Here is a 25,100-nt window from a genome sequence, read left to right on the forward strand (position 1 = left end):
CGGCCCCCGGCACCCGGTGCCTTCCGAGTGCCGGAGTCAGACCCTTCCGCAAGGGGGCCCGAGCGATGACGTCGAAGCAGTGGGCGGCCGAGGCCGCCAACCAGGCGCCCGGCGGCCATGTGCCCACCCCGGGCGAGCCGCCCCGGCCGGTGCCGGAACGACCGGTGGGCCTCGCCGTGGTCGGGGCCGGCTACTGGGGGCCGAAGCTGGTCCGCAACGCCCAGCACACCCCGGCGCTGCGGCTGCACTGGCTGTGCGACCTGGACGAGGCCAAGGCCCGTGCCGTGCTGGGGGAGTACAGCACCGTCGGGGCGACCGGCCGGTACGAGCAGGTGCTGGCGGACGAGCGGGTGGACGCGGTCGCGGTGGCCACCCCGGCGGGCGCCCACTACCCGCTGGTGCGGGCCGCGCTGGCCGCGGGCAAGCACGTGCTGGTGGAGAAGCCGATCACCACCTCCGCCGCCGAGGCCGCCGAACTGGTCGAACTGGCCGGGCGCGCCGGACTGGTGCTGATGTGCGACCACACCTTCTGCTACACCCCGGTGGTCCGTCGGATCCGCGAACTGGTGCACGGCGGGGAGATCGGGGACGTCCAGTTCTTCGACTCGGTGCGGATCAACCTCGGCCTGGTGCAGCCGGACGTGGACGTGCTGTGGGACCTCGCCCCGCACGACCTGTCCATCCTGGACTTCGTGCTGCCGCCCGGGGTGGTGCCGGTCGGGGTGTCCGCCCAGGGCGCCGACCCGATCGGGGCCGGCCGGGCCTGCGTCGCCTACCTGACGGTGCGGCTCAGCAACGGCGCGCTGGCGCACTGCCACGTCAACTGGCTCTCCCCGACCAAGGTCCGCACCACCCTGATCGGCGGCTCCCGGCGCACCCTGGTCTGGGACGACCTCAACCCGCAGGCCCGGCTGGCCGTGCACGACCGGGGGGTCGACCTCACCCCGCCCGACCAGTTGACCGACGCCATCCGGCACCGGGCGCTGATCTCCTACCGGGTCGGCGAGATGGTCGCGCCCGCCCTGGTCGAGCAGGAGGCGCTGCGCAACGTGATGGCCGAGTTCGCCGCCGCCATCGTCGAGGGCCGCGCCCCGCTCACCGACGGGCGGGCCGGGGTCCGGGTGCTGGAGCTGCTGGAGGCGGCCTCGCTCAGCCTCGAACTCGGCGGCGTCACCGTGCCGGTGGGGGCCGCGGACCGGGCGGCCGTCCGATGAGCCCGGAGATCCCGCTGGTGGACCTGGCGGCCGCGCACGCCGAGGTCGCGGCCGAGGTGCGGGCCGGCTTCGACCGGGTGCTGGCCGGCGGCGTCTTCGTCAAGGGCCCCGAAGTGGCCGCCTTCGAGCGGGAGTACGCCGCCTTCGCCGGCGTCCGGCACTGCGTGGGCGCCGGCAACGGCACCGACGCGCTGGAACTGGCCCTGCGCGCCCTGGACCTGCCGCCCGGCGGCGGGGTGGTGCTGCCCGCCAACACCTTCGTCGCCACCGCCGAGGCGGTGCAGCGGGCCGGGCTGCGCCCGGTGCCGGTCGACGTCGACCCGGAGCACCTGCTGATCGACCCGGAGCGGGCCGCCGCCGCCCTGCCCGGCGCGGTGGCGCTGCTGCCGGTCCACCTGTTCGGCCAGCTCGCGCCGATGGAGGCGCTGCTGGAACTGGCCGACGGCCGACCGGTGGTGGAGGACGCGGCCCAGTCCCAGGGTGCCCGGCGGCACGGGCGCGGCGGGTACGGGCGGATCGCGGCGACCAGCTTCTACCCGGGCAAGAACCTCGGCGGCTACGGCGACGCCGGGGCGGTGCTCACCGACGACGACGAACTCGCCGCCGCCGTACGGCTGATCGGCGATCACGGCGCCCGCGACCGGTACCGGCACGAACGGTTCGGCTTCAACTCCCGGATGGATGCGCTGCAGGCCGTCGTGCTGCGCGCCAAGCTGCGCCGGCTGGCCGACTGGAACGCCGCCCGCCGGGCCGCCGCGGCCCGCTACGACGCGCTGCTCGCCGGCCTGCCGGACGTGCGGCCGCCGTCCACCGCGCCGGGCAACGAGCACGTCCGGCACCTCTATCCGGTGCGGATCGCCGGCGGCCGGCGCGACGCCGCGTTCGCCGCCCTGCACGCGGCCGGGATCGGCGCCGGGGTGCACTACCCCGTCCCGGTCCACCTCCAGCCCGCGTTCCGCCCGCTCGGGCACGGCCCGGGCGCCTTCCCGGTCGCCGAGCGGGCCGCCCGCGAACTGCTCAGCCTGCCGCTGCACCCGCACCTCACGGAGGCCCAGCAGGTACGGGTCGTGGAGGTGTTGGGGCGGGCGCTGGACGCGGGGGTTCGGCCGGCCGGGTGACGCAATAGGCTGGGGCCCAGCAAGCGCACCGAGCACTTTGCAGCAGCCAGTGGGGGCTCCCAGATGACGACAGGTCGGCCCGGCGTCGCCGCCGCACCGAACGCGGCGTACGCAGGTCAGGTGGTGCAGTTCCCGGACCCGGTCCGCGCGGAGCGGCACCCGGCCGGGGTCCGGGTGGACGAGGCCGGCTACCCGGACTTCGGCCCGTACGCCGCGGCGGCGGCCGAGGTCGCCGACCCGCCCGAGGGCTTCGGCGTCGACGAACTGCGGCTGACCGACTACGTCTCGGCCAACGCCGCGCTGTTCACCCAGGGGCACCCGCTCTGGGCCGACCTGGAGACCGCGGTGGCCACCCCGCCCGGCTGGACCTGGCACCACGCGGTCGGCCGGGCCGCCCCCGGCTGGCGCCGGATGGAGCTCGTCCCGGTCGAGGTCAAGGCCCTGCTGCGGCACCACGGCGGCCTGGCCACCTCGCCCGCCGACCACACCCGGCGCGGTACCCGCCCGCTCCAGGAGCGCCGGCCCGTCCACTTTTCGCTGGCCAAGGACGGCGGCGACCCGATCGGCGTCCCCGAGGACCTGGTGCAGGCCGCCGAGGAGCGCCTCGGCTACCGGCTGCCCGGCGCCTACCGCACCTTCCTCAAGCTGGGCGGCGGCCGCGGCCCGGTCGGCGTCGCGCTGGACACCGAGCTGGGCATGCTGCTCGACCAGCCGTTCCTGACCCTCACCGAGGAGTACGGCAGCGAGGACGTCGTCTACGCCAACAAGTGCCTGCGTGACCACTTCACCAAGGACTACCTGGGCATCGCCTACGTCCAGGGCGGCATCGTCGCGCTCAAGGTGCGCGGCGAGCGGACCGGCTCGGTCTGGTTCCACCTGTACGACGACGCCCGCGACTCCGGCGCCCCCGAGGCCCCGGAGGAGCGCTGCGCCCGGCTGCTGCTGCCCTGCGGGGACGACTTCGACGCCTTCCTGCTCCGGCTGGCCGGCAGCCCGCCGGAGCTGGAGACGGTCGCCGAGCTGATGGTGGACGGCGGGTTCGCCCGGGCCGTCCCGGTGGACTGACGTGGCGGCGGGAACGGCGGCGATGGAACGAGTGGGGACGACGGGGACAGGGGTGAACCGGGCGTGGTGACGTACGCGCAGGCGCAGGAGCTCGCCGAGGAGTGGATCAACGGCGGGGTGCCGCACGGGCAGCAGCGCGAGGTGCGGGTCCGGGAGTTCGACCTGGGCTTCGTCTGCTGGGCGGTGCCGCCCGGGGGCGATCCGGGCCTCCCGGCCGCCGGTGACGGCGGGTCGGGCGCGGGCTCCGGCGCGGGCGAGGCGCGGCTGGTGATCGCCCGGGACTCGGGCGCCAGCACGCTGTGGCCCGCGCTGCCCGTCAACGAGGTGGTCCGGCAGTACGAGGAGGTGTACGGCCGGCCGGTCGCGGCCAACCCGGCCGGGGCGGCGAAGCCTGCGCCGGGGCCGGTGGAGGCGACCTCCTTCCTGCTCAGCCCGCCGCAGTGGCTGCAGGAGGCGGGGGCGGCGGCGCTCGCGGCGGAGGCGGCGAAGCTGGGGACCGCCCCGGCCCCCCCGGCGCCCGCGCCCGCTCCGGTCGTGCCGGTGCCCCCCGCTGCCGCGCCCGTGCCGCCCGCCGCGCCCGTACCGCCGGTGGCGCCCGGGCCCGCCGTGCTGACCGAGCCGCCGGTCTCCGACCGGCCCGCCGGGGACGCGCCGACGATGCTGGCCCCGCCGCCCGGCGGGGACCCGTTCGCCGTACCGGTGCCCCCCGCGGCCGCACCGGTGCCGCCCGCCGCGCCCGGCGGGGCCGAGGCGGCGACCGTCCTGATGCCCGAGGGCCTGCGCACCTCCGGCTCGGACCTGCCCGAGGCACCCGCCCCGGCCGGGGCCGAGGCCACGACCGTGCTGATGCCCCCGGGCGGCCCCGGCCTGCCCGCGGTCCCGCCGGTCGGCGCCCGGCCCCCGGCCGCGCCGCCCGCCGTCCCGCCGGTCCCGGCGCCCGCTCCGGCCGTCGAGCCGGCGCCGACGCTGCTCGCCCCGCCGGACGCCCTGCCCGGCCTGATGGGCCTGCCCGGCGCCCCGGCGACGCCGCCCGGCCCGCCCGCCGCCCCGGTGGAGCCGGCCCCGACCGTGCTGGCCACGCCCGGCACGCCGCCCGGGCCGCCCCCGGCCGGCGCACCGGCGGAGCAGGCGCCCACCATGCTGGCCTCGCCCGGCGGGCTGGCCGGCCTGCCCGGTGCCCCCGGCGTCCCCGCCCCGGCGGCTCCGCCCGCCGCCGCGCCGCCGGTCGGCCACGGTCGCGCCCCGGCCTCGGCCCCGCCGCCGCCCCCGCCGGCCGCGCTGCGCGGCGGCCCGGCCGGTCAGCCCGGCCCGTCCGGCCCCGGCGGGCTGGGCCGCGCCCAGGCCTCCGCCCCGCCGCCGCCTCCGCCCGCCGAGCTGCGGCAGACCCCGGGCTCCGGCACGCCCGCCGCCGGCCCCGGCGGTCGGGCGGCCGGTTCGACCCCGCCGCCCCCGCCCCCGGCGGGCCTGCGCTCCGGCGGGGCCCCGGCCCCGGCCCCGGTGCCGCAGGGCGGGCCGGCCCCGGCCGCCGGGGTGGCGTACGAGGCGACCCAGCTGGCGAGCGCGATCGACCCGGCGCTGCTCGGCGGCCCGGCTGACCCGGGCACCCCGCCGTCCGGGGGCCCGGCCGTCCCGCCGCCGCCCGGCGGCCCGGCCGCCCCCGCCGCGCCCGCGGCCGGGTACGGCTACCCGAACGCGGGTGCCGCGCCCGGTGTGGTCCCGCCGGTCCAGGTCACCGGTCCGCCGCCGGGCGCGCCGGTGCCGCCCGGGGTGCCCGCGGTCGGCCCGGGCTACTTCGCCGCGCTCAGCTACCGGGGCCCGGACGGCTCGGAGCAGAAGCTGCTGCACCGCAGCGAGCCCGGCACCCCGCACCCGGAGTGGAAGATCCTCCAGGACCTGCGCCGGCTGAACGTGCCCCCGGAGCAGGTGCTGGAGCTCTACACCGAGCTGGAGTCCTGCGACCTGCCCGGTGGCTACTGCAACCGCATGATCGCGGCCTCCTGGCCGAACGTGCGGCTGACCCACACCGCCCCGTACGGCCGCGACCACGCCTCCCGGCAGGCCGGGATGGCCGAGCTGCTCGACCACCTGGACGAGCTGCACCAGCAGGCCGCCGGCGCCCAGCGGGTCCGCCCGTTCCGGGCCCCGCTGCCCGCGCCGGGCACGGTCCAGCCGCTGCCCCCGCTGCCGCCCCAGCAGCTCGCCCAGGAGCTGGGGACGGCCTTCGGGCAGAACCTGTTCCGCTACGAGCAGCGCGCGGTCTCCCGCCAGGGCGTGCCCGAGCCGGTGTCCCAGACCCTGATGTGGGCCGGGCTGCCGCGCGACTTCGGGCCGTTCTTCTGGGCCCAGGCGCAGGAGGGGCGTCCGATCCCGACGCTCGCCGAGCTGGCCGCCGAGCGGGGCCTGCCCGCGGGCCCGGACTTCGGCGGCTACCTGGTGCTCGGCAACGACTACGGCCGTCAGCTGTGCGTCCAGTACGGCACCGCGAACGTGGTCGCCGTGGATGTCGACGGAACCGGCCAGCCGCCCCGCTTCGTCAACACCGGTGTACCGGAGTTCGTCCGCGCGCTGGCCCTGCTGGGCCGGATGTGGCGGCTCCGGTACGGGCTGACCCCGGAGCAGGCCGGTCGCTGGACGACCGACTTCCAGGCCCAGCTCGCCGCGATCGACCCGGCGGCCCTGCAGACCACGGACACCTGGTGGGCCGTGCTGCTGGAGCAGTTCTGGGACGGTCTGCTGTAGCGGACCGTCGCGGATCCTCGCAGGTGGAGGGGTCGTTCCCGGTGTCCGGAACGACCCCTCCGGCATGTCCCGGAAGCTGTGCCTCGTTGGGGTTTCGTCCGGATCTGCGCAAAATAGGTCAAGAGGATGGGTCTACTCGTCCGGTCCTCGACGTATTCCGGTCCACAGGACGACCGAATCCGGCCCCGGCCACCGAACCGGTTCCGGATCCGGCCGTTCCGTCCGATCATGGGCTCCGCAGCCCGCGAAACGAGGGGAAGAGCCCATGAGCGACGCCGTCCCCCAGTACGGCTTCACCCAGGCCCGGCGCGGCTACGCGCCCGAGCAGGTCGACCGGGCGCTGGTCGCCCTGACCGCGCAACGCGACGAGGCCTGGGAACGGCTGAGCGTCCTGGGAGCCGGGATCCGGCAGATGGAGACCCGGCTGGAGGTCATCCGCCGCGCCGCCGACGAGGCCCCGGAGCCCGACTACCAGGTGCTCAGCGAGCAGGCCGCCGGGCTGGCCGTGATGGCGCAGAACGAGGCCCGCGCGGTGAAGGAGAAGGCCGAGCGCTTCGCCGAGGACCTCCGGGACGAGGTGTACGAGGCCGGGCAGGAGGCGGACAAGGCCGCCAAGGAGTACGGCGCCACCACCCGCTCCGAGGCCGACGCGGCCGCCCGCCGCACCGACGAGCGGACCCGCGCCGAGGCGGAGGGGCTCCGCGCCGAGGCCGACCGGGAGAGCCGGACCGCCCGGGACGGCGCCACCGCCTACGCCGCCAAGGTGCGGGTGGCCGCCGCCGAGGCCAGCGAGCAGGCCGAGGCCGAGCTGGCCGCCAAGCGGCGCAAGGCCGACGAGACCTTCGCCGAGGCCCAGGCCGCGGCCGACGCAGAGGACGCCGAGGTCTCCGCGACCGCCGAGCGCCGGGTCAAGGAGGCCGAGCAGCACCGGGAGGGTGTGCTGGGCCGGATCAAGCAGCTGGAGACCGACGCCCAGGCCAAGGCCGACCAGGTGATCGAGCAGGCCCGCCGGGAGGCCGAGAAGATCAACGCGGAGAGCGAGCGCGAGCAGCGCGCCTTCGACGCCCGGCTGGAGACGGTGCAGCAGCACCTGGACCACATCAAGGCGACCCTGGCCTCGCTCACCGGGGCGGCGGTCGGGCAGCTGGAGCCCGAGAAGCTCGTGGCCGCGGCTGCCGCGGCGGCCGCGGTGGTGGACGACGCGCCGGTGGCCGACGTGGCGCCGGTGGACTCGGAGGCGGACACCGGGGAGATCCCGCTGCCGGACCTGGGCGAGGCCTCGGCGACGGCCGGCGCCGCGGCCGGTGCGAAGAGCGCCGCCGGGGCCGTCGGCGGGCCGGAGAAGTCGACGGGCGTGCTGCGGCAGCCCGTGGTCGGCGGTGCGGTGGCGCTGTCCAAGGCCGCCGCCGGTCCGGTGGTGACCGGCCCGGTCACCCCGGTCGCCCCGGTCGCCCCGGCCGCGGCGCCGCCGAAGCCGCCCGCGCCGCCGGTGGCGCCCGTGACGTCCGCGCCGCCCGCGCCGCCCGTGTCGTCCGTGTCGTCCGTGACGTCCGCGCAGGACGGCGCGGCGCCGGGGGTCGGCGCGCCCGGCGCCGAGGAGACCCGGATCATTCCGAAGATCATCATCGTGGACGACGGCGCCGGCTACGAGCCGCCCAACACGGTGGCCTACCGCCGCCGCTAGCCGCCCGCGCGTTCGAAGGCCCTGACCGCCCCCTGGGAGGCGGTCAGGGCCTTTTCGCGTCGCGGCGCCGGGCGGGGACGGGCCGGAAGGGCCCGTGAACGCATGAGGCCGAGACCCGTGGCGCCCTCCAGGAAAGGGCGCCACGGTTCCCGGCGCTTGGGCGGGCGCCCCCACCCAGGGTCGCCCGGCCTCGCACCTCCGACCCCCATCGGGGGTGCGACAGTGCCGCCACAGCCATCCCCCACGGTTGGGTGCGGCGGGCACATTCACCATGGTGCGCGATCTCCATGGACGGCCAGTGACAGGAGTATGTCCAGTTCGTGGCAGATGGTGAAGTCCGGTCGGGGCGGTCTCCAGGCTGGTTCGTCCACCGGTCGGTCCGGCGTTCCGTCCAGTGGTTCGTCTGCGGTCGTGTCCCTGACAGCACGGCGGGTGGGGGAGCCGGTTCGTCCCCGTGCGGTCCACCGCCCCGGCGGCGCGGTGCCGCCCGGCCCGTACGCCGCGTGGCTGTCCGTGCCGCGGCGTAGGCTGGAGACCCCCGGCCGCTCGGCGTGCCGGGCCGTTCGCGTTGCCCCGGCGGGCTTTCCGCCGCCCGGAGGCAGCATCAGTCACGGGACGAAGAAGAGACCTCAGATGAGCCTGACCGGACTGCTCGATGTCGTCGCGCGGGACGCGGCGCTCGCCGAGGCGATCGAGGCGGCCACCGCCACCGGAGCCGCGGCCGGCGGCCGCCGCCACCTGGACCTGGTCGGGCCGCCCGCCGCCCGGCCGTTCGCGATCGCCGCGCTGGCCCGCGCGCTGGCCGGGCAGGCCGCCGGCGACCGGGGCCGCCCGGTGCTGGCCGTCACCGCGACCGGGCGGGAGGCCGAGGACCTGGCCGCCTCGCTGCGCTCGCTGCTGCCCCCCGACGCGGTCGCCGAGTACCCGGCCTGGGAGACCCTGCCGCACGAGCGGCTGTCGCCCCGGTCGGACACCGTCGGCCGCCGGCTGGCCGTGCTGCGCCGGATCGTGCACCCGCGGGCGGACGACCCGGCGGCCGGGCCGGTGCAGGTGATCGTCGCCCCGGTCCGTTCGGTGCTCCAGCCGCAGGTCAAGGGGCTGGCCGAGCTGGAGCCGGTGGCCGTTGGGCGCGGGGAGTCGCACGACCTGGAGGAGGTGGCCCGCCGGCTCGCCGCGGCCGCCTACGCCCGGGTCGAACTGGTCGAGAAGCGCGGCGAGTTCGCCGTCCGCGGCGGCATCCTGGACGTCTTCCCGCCGACCGAGGAGCACCCGCTGCGGGTGGAGTTCTGGGGCGACGAGGTCGAGGAGATCCGCTACTTCAAGGTGGCCGACCAGCGTTCGCTGGAGATCGCCGAGCACGGCCTGTGGGCGCCGCCCTGCCGGGAGCTGCTGCTGACCGACGAGGTGCGTGCCCGGGCCGCCGAACTGGCCGCCGAGCAGCCCGGGTTGGCCGAGATCCTGGACCGGATCGCCGAGGGCATCGCGGTCGAGGGCATGGAGTCGCTGGCACCGGTGCTGGTGGACGACATGGAACTGCTGATGGACGTGCTGCCGCTCGGCTCGGTCGCGGTGGTCTGCGACCCGGAGCGGGTGCGGACCCGGGCCGCCGACCTGGTGGCGACCAGTCAGGAGTTCCTGCACGCCTCCTGGGTCGCCGCGGCCGCCGGTGGCGACCGCCCGATCGACCTGGAGGCCATCGACGTCTCCGCCGCCTCGCTGCGCTCGCTCGCCGAGGTGCGCGAGCACGCCGACGAGATCGGGCTGCCCTGGTGGTCCGTCAGCCCGTTCGCGACCAGCGAGTCGACGGTCGACGGCATCCTGGAGTTCGACGCCAACACGCTGACCCTCGGCATGCATGCCGTCGAGGCGTACCGGGGCGACACCGCCCGGGCGATCGCCGACGCCAAGGAGCGGCTGGCCGCGGACTGGCGGGTCGTCATGGTGACGGAGGGTCACGGCCCGGCCTCCCGGCTGGCCGAGGTGCTCGGCAACGAGGGCATCCCGGCCCGGCTGGTCGCCGACCTCGCCGAGGCGCCCACCCGGGACGTCGTCCACGTCTCCTGCGGCTCGATCGAGCACGGCTTCGTGGACGAGCGGCTGAAGCTCACCGTGATCACCGAGACGGACCTGTCCGGCCAGAAGTCCTCCACCAAGGACATGCGCCGGATGCCGTCCCGGCGCCGCAACGCGATCGACCCGCTGGCCCTGGCGGCCGGCGACTTCGTGGTGCACGAGGCGCACGGCGTCGGTCGGTACGTCGAGATGGTGCAGCGCACCGTCCAGGGCGCCACCCGCGAGTACCTGGTGCTGGAGTACGCCCCCGCCAAGCGCGGCCACCCCGGCGACCGGCTGTTCGTGCCGACCGACCAGCTGGACCAGGTCACCAAGTACGTCGGCGGCGAGGCCCCGACCCTGCACCGGCTCGGCGGCGCGGACTGGGCCAAGACCAAGCAGCGGGCCAAGAAGGCGGTCAAGGAGATCGCCGCCGACCTGATCAAGCTCTACTCGGCCCGGATGGCCGCGCCCGGGCACACCTTCGGCCCGGACACCCCGTGGCAGCGCGAGCTGGAGGACGCCTTCCCGTACGCGGAGACGCCGGACCAGCTGACCACCATCGCCGAGGTCAAGTCGGACATGGAGAAGTCCGTCCCGATGGACCGGCTGATCTGCGGCGACGTCGGCTACGGCAAGACCGAGATCGCCGTGCGGGCCGCGTTCAAGGCGGTGCAGGACGGCAAGCAGGTCGCCGTGCTGGTGCCGACCACGCTGCTGGTGCAGCAGCACTTCTCGACCTTCGCCGAGCGCTACGCCAACTTCCCGGTCAACGTGCGGGCGCTGTCACGCTTCCAGACCGACAGCGAGGCCAAGGCCGTGCTGGAGGGGCTGTTCGAGGGCTCGGTGGACGTCGTCATCGGCACCCACCGGCTGTTCTCCTCCGAGACCAGGTTCAAGGACCTCGGCCTGGTCATCGTCGACGAGGAGCAGCGCTTCGGTGTCGAGCACAAGGAGCAGCTGAAGAAGCTGCGGGCCAACGTGGACGTGCTCACCATGTCCGCGACGCCGATCCCGCGCACCCTGGAGATGGCGGTCACCGGCATCCGCGAGATGTCCACCATCACCACCCCGCCGGAGGAGCGGCACCCGGTGCTGACCTTCGTCGGACCGTACGACGAGAAGCAGATCTCGGCCGCGATCCGGCGTGAACTCCTGCGCGAGGGCCAGGTGTTCTACATCCACAACCGGGTGGAGTCGATCGACAAGGCGGCCGCCCGGCTGAAGGACCTGGTGCCGGAGGCGCGGATCGCCACCGCGCACGGGCAGATGGGGGAGACCCAGCTGGAGAAGGTCGTCGTCGACTTCTGGGAGAAGGAGTTCGACGTCCTGGTGTCGACCACGATCGTGGAGTCCGGCATCGACATCTCCAACGCCAACACCCTGATCGTCGAGCGCGGCGACACCTTCGGCCTGTCCCAGCTGCACCAGCTGCGCGGCCGGGTCGGGCGCGGCCGCGAGCGCGGCTACGCGTACATGCTGTACCCGCCGGAGAAGCCGCTCACCGAGACCGCGCACGAGCGCCTGGCCACCATCGCCCAGCACACCGAGATGGGCGCCGGCATGTACGTCGCGATGAAGGACCTGGAGATCCGCGGCGCCGGCAACCTGCTCGGCGGCGAGCAGTCCGGGCACATCGCGGGCGTCGGCTTCGACCTCTACATGCGGATGGTCGGCGAGGCGGTGGCCGAGTTCCGCGAGTCGCTGGCCAACGGCGGCGAGCCGGAGGAGGAGCCGCTGGAGGTGAAGATCGAGCTGCCGGTGGACGCCCACGTGCCGCACGACTACGCGCCCGGCGAGCGGCTGCGGCTGCAGGCCTACCGTTCGATCGCGGCGGTCAACTCGGAGGAGGACATCCAGCAGGTCCGGGACGAACTCACCGACCGCTACGGGAAGCTGCCCGATCCGGTGGAGAACCTGCTGATGGTCGCCGCACTGCGGCTCTACGCCCGGCGGTGCGGGATCGCGGACATCACCCTCCAGGGCTCGAACGTCCGCTTCGGCCCGGTGGAGCTGCGCGAGTCCCAGCAACTGCGGCTGAACCGGCTCTACCCGCGCAGCCAGGTCAAGGCGGCGGCCCAGCAGCTGCTGGTGCCGCGGCCCAGCACCGGCCGGATCGGCGGCAAGCCGCTGGTCGGGCGCGAGTTGCTGACCTGGTGCACCGAGTTCCTGTCGGCGATGTTCGACGACCTGGCGGGGTCGAGGAGGTAACGCCGGCCGCCGGCGGCAGCCGGCACCCGCCCCGCGGCGGCCACGGGCCCGGCCCGTGGCCGCCGTTCGCGTGCGGGGCACCGGCACGGGCCGGGCGCGCCCGGGGCGGGTAGGTTCGAGGGGTGACGACGAACGCTGTGCCGACGAACCCTCCGGGCGCGAAGCTGATCCTCCTGACCACCACCCACCGGGTGGCCCCCGGGCTGCTGGCGTGGCCGGCCTGGGAGGCGCTGCGGTCGGCCGGGCGGGTGCTGGTGGGCGAGGAGGGGCATCCGCAGGTGGCGGCCGTGCGGCAGGCCGGGGTGGCCGTCGAGGTGGCGGCGGCCGGGTCGGCGCCGGCGCTGGCGCGGTTGCTGACCGGGCAGCCGGCCGGGGCGGGGCCGACGGTGTGGCTGGGCGGCCCGGACGGGGACCCGGGGCTGACCGACGCGCTGGCCCGCCTCGCGGTGGAGCACGCCGGGGAGGTGCCGGAGATCGAGGTGCTGCCGGGCTCGTACGACCTGCCCGGGGCGCGGCTGCTGGACCTGGCCTCGGTGATGGACCGGCTGCGCTCGCCCGGCGGCTGCCCGTGGGACGCCGAGCAGACCCACGAGAGCCTTGTGAAGTACCTGGTCGAGGAGGCCTACGAGCTGGTCGAGGCGATCGAGCAGGGGGACCGGGACGCGCTGCGCGAGGAGTTGGGCGACGTCCTGTTCCAGGTCCTGTTCCACGCCCGGATCGCCGAGGAGCACCCGACCGATCCGTTCACCGTCGACGACGTGGCCGGGGACATGGTCGAGAAGCTGCTCTACCGGCACCCGCACGTGTTCGGGGACGTCGAGGTGGCGGGCGCCGCCGAGGCGGAGGCCAACTGGGAGCAGCTGAAGGCGGCCGAGAAGGCGGACCGGGAGTCCGTCCTGGACGGCGTCCCGGCCGGGCTGCCGGCGCTGGCGTACGCGGCGAAGCTGGTGTCCCGGGTCCGCCGGGCGGGCTTCACCGGGGTGCCGGACGAGCCGTACGTCCTGCCGGGGGAGCTGACCGCGGAGTCGGCGGGCCGGCTGCTGCTGGCCGTCGCGCAGCGGGCGCACGACGCCGGGGTGGACGTGGACGCGGCGCTGCGCTCGGCCGCGCGCGGCTACCGGGACGCGGTGCGCGCGGCCGAGGGGCTCAAGCCGGAGTAGCCCGGTTCGGGCCGGAGCCGGCCCGGCCCAGGCCGGACGGGAGCGGCTCAGGCCGCCGTGGCGGTCCGGCCGACCGGCTGCCGCTGCGGCGGGACGAGCTCGCCGATCGCCTCGCCGACCAGGGCGACCAGTTCGGCGAGCCGCTCCAGGTCGAGGTGGTCGGGCAGCTCGGCGAGGGAGACGATCCGCTCCCCGCGCGGGCCGGCGACGCAGAAGAGGTCGATCGGCCCGAGGTGCTTCTCGGCGGTGTCGACCAGGGCGGCGACGTCGCTGGGCCGGCGGATGTCGCCGCAGACGCCCACCACGGGGCAGCCCGGCCGGTCGAGTTCGGCGGCGAGGTCCTCCGCGATCCCGACGTGCTGGTCGGCGATCAGCATCCCGGCGGCGCCGGCCGCGGTGAACCGGCGGGCGAGGTCGGCTCCCGAACCGCCGTCGAGTACCGCGATGACGACGACTGCTCCGCTGACCCGCATGGCCTGCTCCTCCCTGTGGGCGACACCGCACCGGCGCCCACGCATACTGCGGAGGATCGTAGGCACGTCCTGACCCTCCGCAACAGGGATTACCCCGCAGGTGACCAGGCTCACGCCTGCCACCCGGCCAAGAGCTGTCCAAGGGCTGTCCACGGACCGTCCACGGGGCGTCCACGGAGGGTTGGCACACTGCTCGCGCGCCGCTCACGAACGGTTCGCGAACCGGTGATGTTCCGCCGGTAGCCGGGCGCCGCCGGTCCAGCGGTTACGGTCGACCCATGCCAGCTCAGCCCGATGCCGCTCAGTCCGCCGCCCAGCCCGACCCCCAGCTCTTCACCTGGGAGTTCGCCGCCGACCCGTACCCCGCCTACGCCTGGCTGCGCGAGCACGCCCCGGTGCACCGCACCACGCTGCCGAGCGGGGTGGAGGCCTGGCTGGTGACCAGGTACGCGGACGCCCGGCAGGCGCTCGCGGACGGCCGGCTGTCGAAGAACCCGGCGCACCACAGCGAGCAGGCGCACCGCACCGGCCGGGTCGGCATCCCGGGGGAGCGGCAGGCGGACCTGATGACCCACCTGCTGAACATCGACCCGCCGGACCACACCCGGCTGCGCCGACTGGTGTCGAAGGCTTTCACCCCGCGCCGGGTGGCCGAGTTCGAGCCGCGGGTGCAGCAGTTGACCGACCGGCTGATCGACGGCTTCGCGCAGCGCGGATCGGCCGACCTGATCCACGAGTTCGCCTTCCCGCTCCCCATCTACGCGATCTGCGACATGCTGGGCGTGCCGGCCGAGGACCAGGACGACTTCCGCGACTGGGCGGGCATGATGATCCGACACGGCGGCGGCCAACGCGGCGGCGTGGGCCGGGCGGTGAAGAAGATGCGGGCGTACCTGCTGGAGCTGATCCACCGCAAGCGGGCGGACCTCGGCGACGACCTGATCTCCGGCCTGATCCGGGCGAGCGACCACGGCGAGCACCTGAGCGAGAACGAGGCCGCGGCGATGGCCTTCATCCTGCTGTTCGCCGGGTTCGAGACCACCGTCAACCTGATCGGCAACGGGACGTACGCGCTGCTGCGCAACCCCGGGCAGCGGGCGCTGCTGCAGGAGTCGGTGGCCCGCGGCGAGACCGCGCTGCTGGAGACCGGGATCGAGGAACTCCTGCGCTACGACGGGCCGGTGGAGCTGGCGACCTGGCGGTTCGCGACCCGGCCGCTGACCATCGGCGGGGTGGACATCCCGGTCGGCGATCCGGTGCTGGTGGTGCTGGCGGCGGCGGACCGCGACCCGGCCCGGTTCTCCGACGAGAACACCCTGGACCTGGCCCGGACCGACAATCCCCACCTGGGCTTCGGGCACGGCATCCACTACTGCATCGGCGCCCCGCTGGCCCGGCTCGAAGGACGGTCCGCGCTGGCCACGCTGCTTTCCCGGCTGCCCGATCTGCGCCTGGCCGAAAGTCCGGAGAACCTGCGCTGGCGCGGTGGCCTGATCATGCGTGGATTGCGTGAACTTCCGGTCGAATTCAGTCCGGAAGTGCGTTCGCCGCACGCCCGCCCGGAGGCTCCGACACACTGACGCGGGGTCGCGAACGGCGCCTCGGCGACGGTATGAACACCCATCAAACCGGACAAAGCCCCGCCGTCCGTAGGCGATCGAACACGCGCCGTAATTCTTGTGTGATGTCGGCGATATGAGCTTGTGATTGATCTGAGGATCTGTCTAGTCTCCCTGGAGTTCGCAGCTGCGGACCCCGAACGCGGAACGCCGAGTCCTGCCCGCCGCGCCACGGGAAACCGACCAGAACCCTGGGCAGGGGCGGGGGAACCAGGTTTGTTGCCGTTCTCCCACGGCTCGGGGTGAAGCCGCCCGCGCGGGACCGTTCCCGCATACGGCGGCCGGGCCACCTCCCGGTCCGAACCCGACAGCTCACCTCGCAGGCGTGCGGAGAGGGACCCTTCATGCTGCTCGTTGGATCTGGCCGTCACCGTCGTCGCACCCAGGCCGAGAAGGCCATCGCCGTCGCGGGTGTGGCCGGCGTCGGACTCGCGCTGCCGCTCCTCACCGCCACCGGCGCGTCCGCCGCCCCGGCCTCCGCCTGGGACTCCGTCGCCCAGTGCGAGAGCGGCGGCGACTGGGGCATCAACACCGGCAACGGCTTCTACGGCGGCCTGCAGTTCACCTCCAGCACCTGGAAGGCGTACGGCGGCACCGCGTACGCGGCGCAGGCCAACCAGGCCAGCCGGGCGCAGCAGATCACGGTCGCCGAGAAGGTGCTCGCCTCGCAGGGCCCGGGCGCCTGGCCGGTCTGCTCCAAGAAGGCGGGGCTGAGCAAGGGCGGCGCCCCGGCGGCCGTGGACACCTCCTCGGACGCCAAGCCGCAGTCCGCCCAGCAGCAGTCCACCCCGAAGCAGCAGGCCCCCAAGACCCAGGCCCCCAAGACCCAGGCCCCCAAGCCCGCCGCGAAGCCCGCCCCGCAGCAGGACGACGCCAAGCCGGCCGCCCCGCAGCTGGCCAAGCCGCAGCTGCAGGGCTTCCCGGGCAAGGCCGGCTGGGACGCCGACTCGAAGGTGTACTGGTACCAGAACGGCGGCTCCTGGTACTGGACCAGCCACCAGAGCGTCTACCAGCAGTACGCCCCGCAGGCCGCCGCCCAGCCGCAGCAGGCCCCGCAGGCCGCCGCCCAGGGCGGTCACGACTACACCGTCCGCTCCGGCGACACGCTGTCGACCATCGCCGCCGCCCAGGGCGTGTCCGGCGGCTGGCAGGCGGTCTACGACGGCAACCGCGGCACGGTCGGCGGCAACCCGAACCTGATCATGCCCGGCCAGGTCCTGCACCTCGGCTGAGCCGTCCCCGGACGCATTCCGAGGGGGTCGCGCCCGGCGCGGCCCCCTTCGTCCGCATTCGCCCGCTCCGGCCGGACCGGCTGGGACGAGCAGGTGAACTACCGGTGGGTAGCGGGGCCACACGCTGAGACGGAGCCGAGGTCGAGGTGGCCCCGGGAGCCCGGGCGGTTAGGCTCTGGTCGTAACGACTCCGCAATCATCCGGCCGACCGCACCACCGTGGGCCGGACCCTGCTTCCGCAAGGAGATGCTTCGTGCCGTCCATCGATGTCGTCGTAGCCCGCGAAATCCTCGACTCCCGCGGCAACCCCACGGTCGAGGTCGAGGTCGGCCTCGACGACGGCAGCACGGGTCGTGCCGCTGTGCCGTCGGGTGCCTCGACCGGCGCCTTCGAGGCGCTGGAGCTGCGCGACGGTGACAAGAACCGCTACTTCGGCAAGGGCGTGGAGAAGGCCGTCCTGGCCGTCATCGAGCAGATCGGCCCGGAGCTGGTCGGCTACGACGCCACCGAGCAGCGCCTGATCGACCAGGCCATGCTCGACCTGGACGCCACCCCGGACAAGTCCTCGCTCGGCGCCAACGCCATCCTGGGCGTCTCGCTGGCCGTCGCGCACGCCGCCTCCGAGGCCAGCGACCTGCCGCTGTTCCGCTACCTGGGCGGCCCGAACGCCCACGTCCTGCCGGTCCCGATGATGAACATCCTCAACGGCGGCTCGCACGCGGACTCCAACGTCGACATCCAGGAGTTCATGATCGCTCCGATCGGCGCGGAGTCCTTCTCCGAGGCCGTCCGCTGGGGCGTCGAGGTCTACCACACCCTCAAGGGCGTGCTGAAGGAGCGCGGCCTGTCCACCGGCCTCGGCGACGAGGGCGGCTTCGCGCCGAACCTGGACAGCAACCGCGAGGCCCTGGACCTCATCACCGAGGCCATCCAGAAGGCCGGTTACGTGCCCGGCCGCGACATCGCGCTCGCCCTGGACGTCGCCGCCTCCGAGTTCTACCAGGACGGCGCCTACCAGTTCGAGGGCAAGGCCCTCACGGCCGCCGAGCTCATCGAGTACTACGCCGAGCTGGTCGCCGCCTACCCGCTGGTCTCCATCGAGGACCCGCTGGACGAGTCGGACTGGGACGGCTGGAAGGCCATGACCGTCAAGCTGGGCGACAAGGTCCAGCTGGTCGGCGACGACCTGTTCGTCACCAACCCGGCCCGCCTGGCCAAGGGCATCGAGACCGGTACCGCCAACGCCCTGCTGGTGAAGGTGAACCAGATCGGCTCGCTGACCGAGACCCTGGACGCCGTCGAGCTGGCCCAGCGCAACGGCTACCGCTGCATGATGTCGCACCGCTCCGGCGAGACCGAGGACGTCACCATCGCCGACCTGGCCGTCGCCACCAACTGCGGCCAGATCAAGACCGGTGCCCCGGCCCGCTCCGAGCGCGTCGCCAAGTACAACCAGCTGCTGCGCATCGAGGAGATCCTCGACGATGCCGCCGAGTACGCCGGCCGCGGCGCCTTCCCGCGGTTCCGCTCCGCGGACCAGTAGGCACAGTAAGTACGAGGCCTGAGCCTCCGAGGCCGGAAACCGTGGGGCCGAAGGTCCCCGGTAGCGCAAGCCTGACCGGTGCCCCGCCGCACACCCCGTAGGGTGTCCGGCGGGGCACCGTCGCGACCAGGAGGGGAAACGGGAGATGGCTGGCTGGAGGATCCCGGGCTTGGCGGCCCGGCCCCGGTTCACGAGCCGGGCGACCGTCCTCGTCCTGGTGCTCTGCTCACTGGTCGCGATCCTGGCGTACCCGACGCGGCAGTTCATCTCCCAGCGCGCCGAGATCTCCGCCCAGCGGGCGAAGGCCGACCACTCGCGCCAGCAGGTCGAGCAGCTGCGCCGGGACCGGGCCCGCTGGCAGGATCCGGAGTACGTCAAGGCGCAGGCCCGCGCCCGGCTGCACTACGCGGTGCCGGGGGAGACCCCGTACATCGCGGTGGACCCCTCCGGCGCGGCCGCCAAGCCCTCGGCCCCGGCCGGCTCGGCCACCCCCTCCGCCGAGGCGGCGGGCGGCCAGGCGAAGGCCGCGAAGCCCTGGTACACCAGCGTCTGGGACTCGGTGGACGCCGCCGACACCGTCGCGCTGGCCCCCGCCACCCCCCGTCCGCTCCCCCCGTCCCCCGTTGGAGACCCCACCCCCCATGACCACTGAGAACCACCCCACCGTCTCCGACGCCGACGTCGCGGCCATCGCCGCCCAGCTCGGCCGGGTACCGCGCGGCCTGCGCGGTGTGGCGCACCGCTGCCCCTGCGGCAACCCGGACGTCGTGGAGACGGCCCCCCGGCTGCCGGACGGCACGCCGTTCCCGACGCTGTACTACCTGACCTGCCCCAAGGCCGCCTCGCTGATCGGCACCCTGGAGGCGGACGGCGTGATGAAGGACCAGACCGCGCGCCTCGCCGAGGACCCGGAGCTGGCCGCCGCCTACCAGAAGGCGCACGAGGACTACATCGCCCGGCGCGACGCGATCGAGGTGCTGGAGGGCTTCCCGAGCGCCGGCGGCATGCCGGACCGGGTGAAGTGCCTGCACGTGCTGGTCGGCCACTCGCTGGCGGCCGGCGAGGGCGTCAACCCGCTCGGCGACGAGGCGATCGGCATGCTGGAGGACTGGTGGGCCAAGGGCCCGTGCGTCTCCCCGGCCGAGGTCGAGGCGGCCGGTGAGCGGGTCCTGCGCAACCGGGTCAAGGAGCAGGACCACGAGGCCGTGATCGCGGCCAAGCAGCAGAAGACCGCCGAGCGGGCCGCCAAGAAGCGCGCCACCGAGGCCGCGGACCGGGACGCCGGCGCAGCGGAGCAGGAGTCCGAGTGAGCATGACCCGCGTGGCCGCGATCGACTGCGGCACCAACTCGATCCGACTGCTGGTCGCCGACCTGGACCCGGAGACGGGCGAGATCACCGACCTCGACCGCCGGATGATCGTCAACCGGCTGGGCCAGGGCGTGGACCGCACCGGCCGGCTGCAGCCGGAGGCGCTGGAGCGCACCTTCGCGGCCTGCCGGGAGTACCGGGAGGTCATCGACGGCTTCGGCGTCGGCCCGGAGCGCACCCGCTTCGTCGCCACCAGCGCCTCCCGGGACGCCGAGAACAGCGACGAGTACGTCAAGGGCGTGCGGGACATCCTGGGCGTCGAGCCGGAGGTGGTGAGCGGCGAGGAGGAGGCGCACCTGTCCTTCGTCGGCGCCACCAAGGAGCTGACCGGCGGGCAGTTCCCGGCCCCCTACCTGGTCTTCGACCTGGGCGGCGGCTCCACCGAGTTCGTGCTCGGCGCGGCGGACGTGCAGGCGGCCCGCTCGGTGGACATCGGCTGCGTGCGGCTGACCGAGCGGCACTTCGGCGGGGCCGAGCTGCCCTCCGCGGAGCAGATCGCGCAGGCCCGGGCGCATGTGCGGGCCGAGCTGGACAAGGCCGAGGAGGTCGTCCCGCTGACCGGCGCGGCCACCCTGGTGGGCCTGGCGGGCACGGTCACCACGGTGTCCGCGATCGCCCTGGGCCTTCCGGTCTACGACCCGATGACGGTGCACCACTCCCGGATCAGCCGCGAGCGGGTCGCGGAGATCGCCGCCGAGCTGCTGGCCGCCACCCACGCCGAGCGCGCGGCCATCCCGTCGGTCCACCCGGGCCGGGTGGACGTGATCGCGGCCGGCGCGCTGGAGCTGCTGGAGATCATGGACCGCACCGGCGCGGCCGAGGTGGTCGTGAGCGAGCACGACATCCTGGACGGCATCGCCTGGAGTACGGCCTCCTGAGTCGCCTCGGGACTTACCGAACCGGCCCCGGCACCCCTTCCCGGGGGCCGGGGCCGGGGCGCGCCCGGGTGCGTGGCGGAAAGTTCGTGAATTTCTTCACATGGCGATCCGGCCATTCGTCGCACCCCGTGGCCCACTACGCCCGAATTGTGAGACCGAAGGCCCGCCCGGCGCACGGCCCGCTGGATCGCAGGTCAGGCCTCGGCTGAGGTTTGAAAATCGAAATCACGAGCGGGAACCCGGGCGCTGTACGGATCGTTGCTGCTCAGCCGGGTGGTGCTCCGGCGCACGTTCACGAGGGACCGTCGGGGCCCGTGAGCCGGTGCGTCCGTGCCGTTTTTGTGGGCGCGGAGTGTAGCACGGGGTGTCCAGCAACTTGTGACCGGGCTCACGAAGGCTGCTCCGGACGGTGCTGGATACTTTCGGATATGAGCACCACGGAGCGTCCTCGCATCCTCATTGTCGGCGGTGGTTACGTCGGCCTGTATGCCGCGATGCGCATCCTCAAGAAGATGCGCTACGGCGAAGCGACCGTCACGGTCGTGGACCCGCGGTCGTACATGACGTACCTGCCCTTCCTCCCCGAGGCGGCCGGCGGCAACGTCGCGCCTCGCAACCTCGTCGCGCCGCTGCGCAAGACCCTCAAGCAGGCGGAGGTGCTGACCGGGTCCGTCACCGGCATCGACCACGCCCGCAAGGTCGCGACCATCCAGCCGGCGGCCGGCGACAGCTACGAGCTGCCCTTCGAGTACCTGGTCGTCGCGACCGGCTCGGTCTCCCGCACCTTCCCGATCCCGGGTCTGGCGGAGAACGGCATCGGCATGAAGACGGTCGAGGAGGCCATCGGCCTCCGGAACCACGTCATGGCCCAGCTCGACAAGGCCGAGTCCACCACCGACCCGGAGATCCGCCGCAAGGCCCTGACCTTCGTCGTCATCGGTGGCGGCTTCGCCGGCATCGAGACGGTCGCCGAGGTCGAGGACATGGCGCGCGACGCCGCGAAGCTGTACAAGACGGTCAGCCGCGACGACATGCGCTTCGTCGTGGTCGAGGCCGCCAACCGCATCCTCCCCGAGATGGGCCCGGACCTCGGTCTGTGGACCAAGGAGAAGCTGGAGGAGCGGAAGATCGAGGTCTACATCGAGACCTCGATGGACTCCTGCATCGACGGCCACGTCATGCTGAAGAACGGCATGGAGATGGACGCCGCCACCATCGTGTGGACGGCCGGCGTGAAGCCGAACCCGGTGCTGGCCAACTTCGGCCTGCCGCTGGGCCCGCGCGGCCACGTCGACACCGCTCCGACCCTCCAGGTCCAGGGCTTCGACTACGTCTGGTCGGCCGGCGACAACGCCCAGGTGCCGGACCTCGCCGCCGGCGAGGGCGCCTGGTGCCCGCCGAACGCCCAGCACGCCTGCCGCCAGGCCGTCGTCCTCGGTGACAACGTGATCTCCGGCATGCGGGGCTTCCCGCAGAAGGAGTACAAGCACAAGAACCTGGGTGCGGTCGCCGGTCTCGGCCTGCACAAGGGCGTGGCGATCCTCTTCGGCAAGTACAAGCTGAAGGGCCGTCCGGCCTGGTGGTTCCACCGCCTGTACCACGGCGCGATGGTCCCGACCTTCAACCGCAAGGTCCGCGTCTTCACCGACTGGACCCTCGCGATGTTCCTGAAGCGCGAGGCGGTGGGTCTCTCCCAGATGGAGAACCCGCAGCTTCCGATCCAGGAGGTCACGCCGCCCACCAAGCCCGTCGAGGCCGCCAAGCCGGCCGCCGACAAGGAGCTCGCCAGCAAGTAAGCGACTGGACCCCGGTGTGGGAGCGCCGGGGTATGAGTCGGAGGCCCTCCGCCCGGCAGTGTCGCCGGACCACGACCTCCGTGGTGCTCAGCCGGCCGTGCGACCGGGCGGAGTACAGCAGTTGAGGAGCCCCTGCCGATCCTTCGGCAGGGGCTCCCGCTGTGTTCCGGACGCCTCCGCCCCCGGCCGCGGGTGCGACCGGGGGCGGAGGCGGACGGTCCGTCAGTCGGTCTTGATGCTCGACAGGATGTCCAGCCCGGCCGCCCGGCGGGCCGGCCAGATCGCGGCCACCAGGCCGACCAGCCCGGCCAGGCCCAGGAACAGCGCCAGCTGGCCGTACGGCAGGACGGTGGTCAGCCCGGTCAGGCTGGACTTCAGCGTCCCGTTGATCGCCCAGGCGATGAAGCAGCCGAGCAGCAGGCCGATCCCGGCGCCGAAGAGCGAGATCACCACCGACTCCAGCCGGACCATCCGCTTGATGCCGCCGCGGTCCAGGCCGATCGCCCGCAGCATCCCGATCTCGCGCTTGCGCTCGAAGACCGACATCGCCAGCGTGTTGACCACGCCCAGGACCGCGACCAGCACGGACATCGCCAGCATGCCGTACATGATGTTCAGCACGTTGGTGATGGTCTGGCTGAAGTCGTCCCGGACCTCCTGCTTGGACTTCACCTCGATCACCGGGTTGGCGCCGGTGGCGTCCTTGAGGGCCTGCTTGAGGCCCGCGGTGGCGCCGTCCTTGCCCTTGACCAGGACGTCGGCGGTGTACGGCTTCGACTCGTGCTTGGCGATCTCGCTGTTGGCCAGCAGGACCGAGCCGAGCATGCCGCCCTTTTCGTACACGCCGCCGACGGTGAGCCGGCCGGTGGACTTGTCCGGGTAGGTCACGGTCATCGTCGAGCCGGTGCCGACCCCGGACTTGGTGGCGACGTCCTGGGAGACCAGCAGCTGGCCCTGGCCGAGCGCCGCGGCCGAACCGCTGGTCAGCTTGACGTCGAGGAGCTGTTCGAAGCCGTCCGGGTTCAGGCCGTTGATTTCCTGGCGGGTGTCGTTGAGCTTCCAGCCGGCGGCGGTGGTCACCGGGGAGGAGGCCGCCACGCCCGGGGTCTTGGCGATCTGCTCGGAGACCTGCGGGGACAGGCTCATGCCGTTGGCGACCGAGACGATGTAGTCGGCCTTCATCGAACTGGTGACGGCCCGGTCGACGGTGGCGCCGACCGAGGTGCCGATCACCGTCAGGCCGCTGACCAGGGTCAGGCCGATGGTGAGCGCGGCGGCGGTGGCCGCGGTGCGGCGCGGGTTGCGGACCGCGTTCTGCTGGGCGAGCTTGCCGGGCGTGCCGCCGAGGCCGCGCAGCAGCGGGCCGGCCAGCGCGACCACCGGGCGGGAGAGCAGCGGCAGCAGGACGAACACGCCGATCAGGGCCAGGAAGGCGCCCGCGCCCACCGGCAGCCGGCCGGAGTCGTTGCCGGTGGAGGCGCCGTAGCTGATCAGGGCCAGGCCGCCGGCCGCGAACAGCGCGCCGATCGTGTTGCGGACCATCAGGCTCTTCTGGCTGGCCGGCTGGTCGCCGCTGCTCATCGCGGCCACCGGGGCGATCCGGGCGGCGCGCACGGCCGGCAGCAGGGCCGACAGGACCGTCACCAGGACGCCGACCACCAGGGTCACCACGATGGTGGCCGGTGCGATCACCAGCGAGCCGGTCGGCATGTTCTCGTTCATCGCGCCCATCAGCGACCGCATGCCGGCGCCGATCCCGATGCCGGCCAGCAGACCGGCCACCGCGGAGGCGGCGCCGATCAGCAGCGCCTCGACCAGCACCGACCGGGTGACCTGCTTGCGGCTGGCACCGATCGCGCGCAGCAGCGCCAGCTCCTTGGTGCGCTGGGCGACCAGCATGGTGAAGGTGTTGGCGATGATGAAGATGCCGACGAACAGCGAGATGCCGGCGAAGACCAGCAGCACGATGCGCAGGTTGTCGGTGCCCTTGGCGATCATGGCCTGATCGTCGGCCTTCAGCTTGGCGCCGGTCTCGACGTCGAACCGGCCGCCGGTCGGCAGCTTGGGCCGGACCTGGGCGAGCAGCGCGTCCTCGGAGGTGCCGGGCTTGGCGGTGAGCACGACGCTGCTGTACTGGCCCGGCTCCAGCAGGATCTGCTGGGCGGTGGCCCGGTCGAACAGGGTGAGCGTGCCGCCGGTGTTGACCACCGGGTCGTCGGTGGTGAAGACGCCGGTGAGCTTCGCCTCGATCACCGGGCCGTTGGCGGCCACCCGGACGGTGTCGCCGACCTTGTAGCCCGCCTTGTCGGCCGTCCTGCGGTCGAGGGCGACCTCCTTGGCGTTCTTCGGGCCCTGGCCCTCGGCCATCGGGTAGCGGGCGTCCTTGCCGTCCTGGCCCGGTGCGAAGTTGGCGCCCCGGGCGGACCAGACCTGGCCGATCAGGTTGCCCTGGCGGTCGGCGACCCCGGTGAAGCCGCTGACCACGCCGCGGGCGCCGGCGGCGCCGGGCAGGGCGGCCAGCTGCTGGACGGTGGCGTCGGTGAGCGGGGCGGAGGCGTCCTCGCCCTTCTGCCGGGCGGAGGCCGCGGAGCCGGCCGCGCGGTCCACCACCTGGACCGAGACGTCCGAGTAGCTCGTGGAGTTGCTGTCCCGCATGGCCTTGCCGATGGTGTCGGAGAAGACCATGGTGCCGGCGACGAACGCCGTGCCGAGCATGACGGCCAGCGCCGTCATCAGCAGTCGGCCCTTGTGGGCCAGCACATTGCGCAGTGCGGTGCGATACATGAGGTGTCCTGGGAGGTTCGAGGGCGTCGGGCGGGCGGCCGGGTGTCAGCTGGTGCGGCCCTTGGCCTCGAAGCGGCGCATGCGGTCCAGGACGGTGTCGGCGGTGGGGGTGTGGAGTTCGTCGACGATGCGGCCGTCGGCGAGGAAGACGACGCGGTCGGC

The 25,100-nt window shown here is 74.0% G+C and carries 15 protein-coding genes, 2 pseudogenes and 1 riboswitch; of the genes and pseudogenes, 14 read left to right on the forward strand and 3 right to left on the reverse strand.

What is annotated here, in order from left to right:
* The first annotated feature begins 65 nt into the window (after window positions 1-65).
* The 7 genes from ACIP4P_RS39125 (at window position 66) to ACIP4P_RS39155 (ending at window position 13,243) form a co-directional block, all read left to right on the forward strand.
* A complete protein-coding gene (locus ACIP4P_RS39125; RefSeq protein WP_400927444.1) occupies window positions 66-1,214 on the forward strand; it encodes a Gfo/Idh/MocA family protein in 1,149 nt (382 codons plus the stop codon).
* Window positions 1,211-2,332 carry a DegT/DnrJ/EryC1/StrS family aminotransferase gene (locus ACIP4P_RS39130; RefSeq protein WP_400927447.1) on the forward strand — a complete coding sequence of 374 codons (1,122 nt, stop codon included), beginning with the start codon at window positions 1,211-1,213 and terminating at the stop codon, window positions 2,330-2,332. Before ACIP4P_RS39125 ends, ACIP4P_RS39130 begins: the two co-directional genes overlap by 4 nt.
* Window positions 2,333-2,395: 63 nt before the next feature.
* Window positions 2,396-3,397 (forward strand): SMI1/KNR4 family protein, encoded by a 1,002-nt coding sequence (locus tag ACIP4P_RS39135; protein ID WP_350515335.1) that lies wholly within the window; start codon window positions 2,396-2,398, stop codon window positions 3,395-3,397.
* A gap of 63 nt (window positions 3,398-3,460) precedes the next feature.
* On the forward strand, window positions 3,461-6,136 hold the full coding sequence (locus ACIP4P_RS39140) for an SUKH-4 family immunity protein (protein WP_400927450.1): 2,676 nt from the start codon (window positions 3,461-3,463) through the stop codon (window positions 6,134-6,136).
* A 265-nt stretch (window positions 6,137-6,401) separates the two neighbouring features.
* The gene (locus ACIP4P_RS39145; RefSeq protein ID WP_400927453.1) at window positions 6,402-7,820 is read left to right on the forward strand and encodes a DUF4047 domain-containing protein; all 1,419 of its coding nucleotides are present in this window, start codon (window positions 6,402-6,404) and stop codon (window positions 7,818-7,820) included.
* A 633-nt stretch (window positions 7,821-8,453) separates the two neighbouring features.
* Window positions 8,454-12,083 carry a transcription-repair coupling factor gene (mfd, locus tag ACIP4P_RS39150; RefSeq protein ID WP_400927456.1) on the forward strand — a complete coding sequence of 1,210 codons (3,630 nt, stop codon included), beginning with the start codon at window positions 8,454-8,456 and terminating at the stop codon, window positions 12,081-12,083.
* A 122-nt stretch (window positions 12,084-12,205) separates the two neighbouring features.
* On the forward strand, window positions 12,206-13,243 hold the full coding sequence (locus ACIP4P_RS39155) for a MazG family protein (protein WP_400927459.1): 1,038 nt from the start codon (window positions 12,206-12,208) through the stop codon (window positions 13,241-13,243).
* Window positions 13,244-13,290: 47 nt separating this feature from the next.
* Here the strand turns inward: ACIP4P_RS39155 and ACIP4P_RS39160 are convergent, their stop codons facing one another.
* Entirely contained in the window at window positions 13,291-13,716 is a 426-nt protein-coding gene (locus tag ACIP4P_RS39160) for an SDR family NAD(P)-dependent oxidoreductase (protein ID WP_350515027.1), read from the reverse strand.
* A gap of 278 nt (window positions 13,717-13,994) precedes the next feature.
* Here ACIP4P_RS39160 and ACIP4P_RS39165 point away from each other — a divergent pair, with 278 nt between their 5' ends.
* From ACIP4P_RS39165 to ACIP4P_RS39195, 7 genes and pseudogenes are all read left to right on the forward strand, one after another.
* Complete coding sequence (locus ACIP4P_RS39165) at window positions 13,995-15,296, forward strand: cytochrome P450 (RefSeq protein ID WP_350515028.1); 1,302 nt, start codon at window positions 13,995-13,997, stop codon at window positions 15,294-15,296.
* A 210-nt stretch (window positions 15,297-15,506) separates the two neighbouring features.
* Window positions 15,507-15,675: riboswitch (cyclic di-AMP (ydaO/yuaA leader) on the forward strand.
* Between the two features lie 4 nt (window positions 15,676-15,679).
* Complete coding sequence (locus tag ACIP4P_RS39170; RefSeq protein ID WP_400927464.1) at window positions 15,680-16,567, forward strand: transglycosylase family protein; 888 nt, start codon at window positions 15,680-15,682, stop codon at window positions 16,565-16,567.
* 253 nt (window positions 16,568-16,820) lie between these two features.
* Window positions 16,821-18,110, forward strand: coding sequence for a phosphopyruvate hydratase (eno, locus tag ACIP4P_RS39175; RefSeq protein ID WP_400927467.1), 1,290 nt, complete (start codon window positions 16,821-16,823; stop codon window positions 18,108-18,110).
* Between the two features lie 145 nt (window positions 18,111-18,255).
* Complete coding sequence (locus tag ACIP4P_RS39180) at window positions 18,256-18,762, forward strand: septum formation initiator family protein (RefSeq protein ID WP_350515031.1); 507 nt, start codon at window positions 18,256-18,258, stop codon at window positions 18,760-18,762.
* Window positions 18,734-19,273 (forward strand): annotated as a pseudogene (locus ACIP4P_RS39185) (DUF501 domain-containing protein); the annotation flags it as partial. The gene ACIP4P_RS39180 and the pseudogene ACIP4P_RS39185, both read left to right, overlap by 29 nt.
* Before the next feature lie 149 nt (window positions 19,274-19,422).
* A complete protein-coding gene (locus tag ACIP4P_RS39190) occupies window positions 19,423-20,358 on the forward strand; it encodes an exopolyphosphatase (protein ID WP_400927486.1) in 936 nt (311 codons plus the stop codon).
* Window positions 20,359-20,786: 428 nt separating this feature from the next.
* Entirely contained in the window at window positions 20,787-22,154 is a 1,368-nt protein-coding gene (locus ACIP4P_RS39195; protein ID WP_350515032.1) for an NAD(P)/FAD-dependent oxidoreductase, read from the forward strand.
* Window positions 22,155-22,376: 222 nt separating this feature from the next.
* Here ACIP4P_RS39195 and ACIP4P_RS39200 read toward each other — a convergent pair whose 3' ends face one another.
* Together ACIP4P_RS39200 and ACIP4P_RS39205 are read right to left on the reverse strand one after the other, a co-directional pair.
* Window positions 22,377-24,938, reverse strand: a complete 2,562-nt coding sequence (locus ACIP4P_RS39200) for an ABC transporter permease (protein WP_400927472.1) — start codon at window positions 24,936-24,938, stop codon at window positions 22,377-22,379.
* A gap of 45 nt (window positions 24,939-24,983) precedes the next feature.
* Window positions 24,984-25,100: pseudogene (locus ACIP4P_RS39205) on the reverse strand (ABC transporter ATP-binding protein); the annotation flags it as partial.

It is taken from the genome of Kitasatospora sp. NPDC089509 (assembly GCF_044749365.1).
Taxonomy (GTDB): domain Bacteria; phylum Actinomycetota; class Actinomycetes; order Streptomycetales; family Streptomycetaceae; genus Kitasatospora.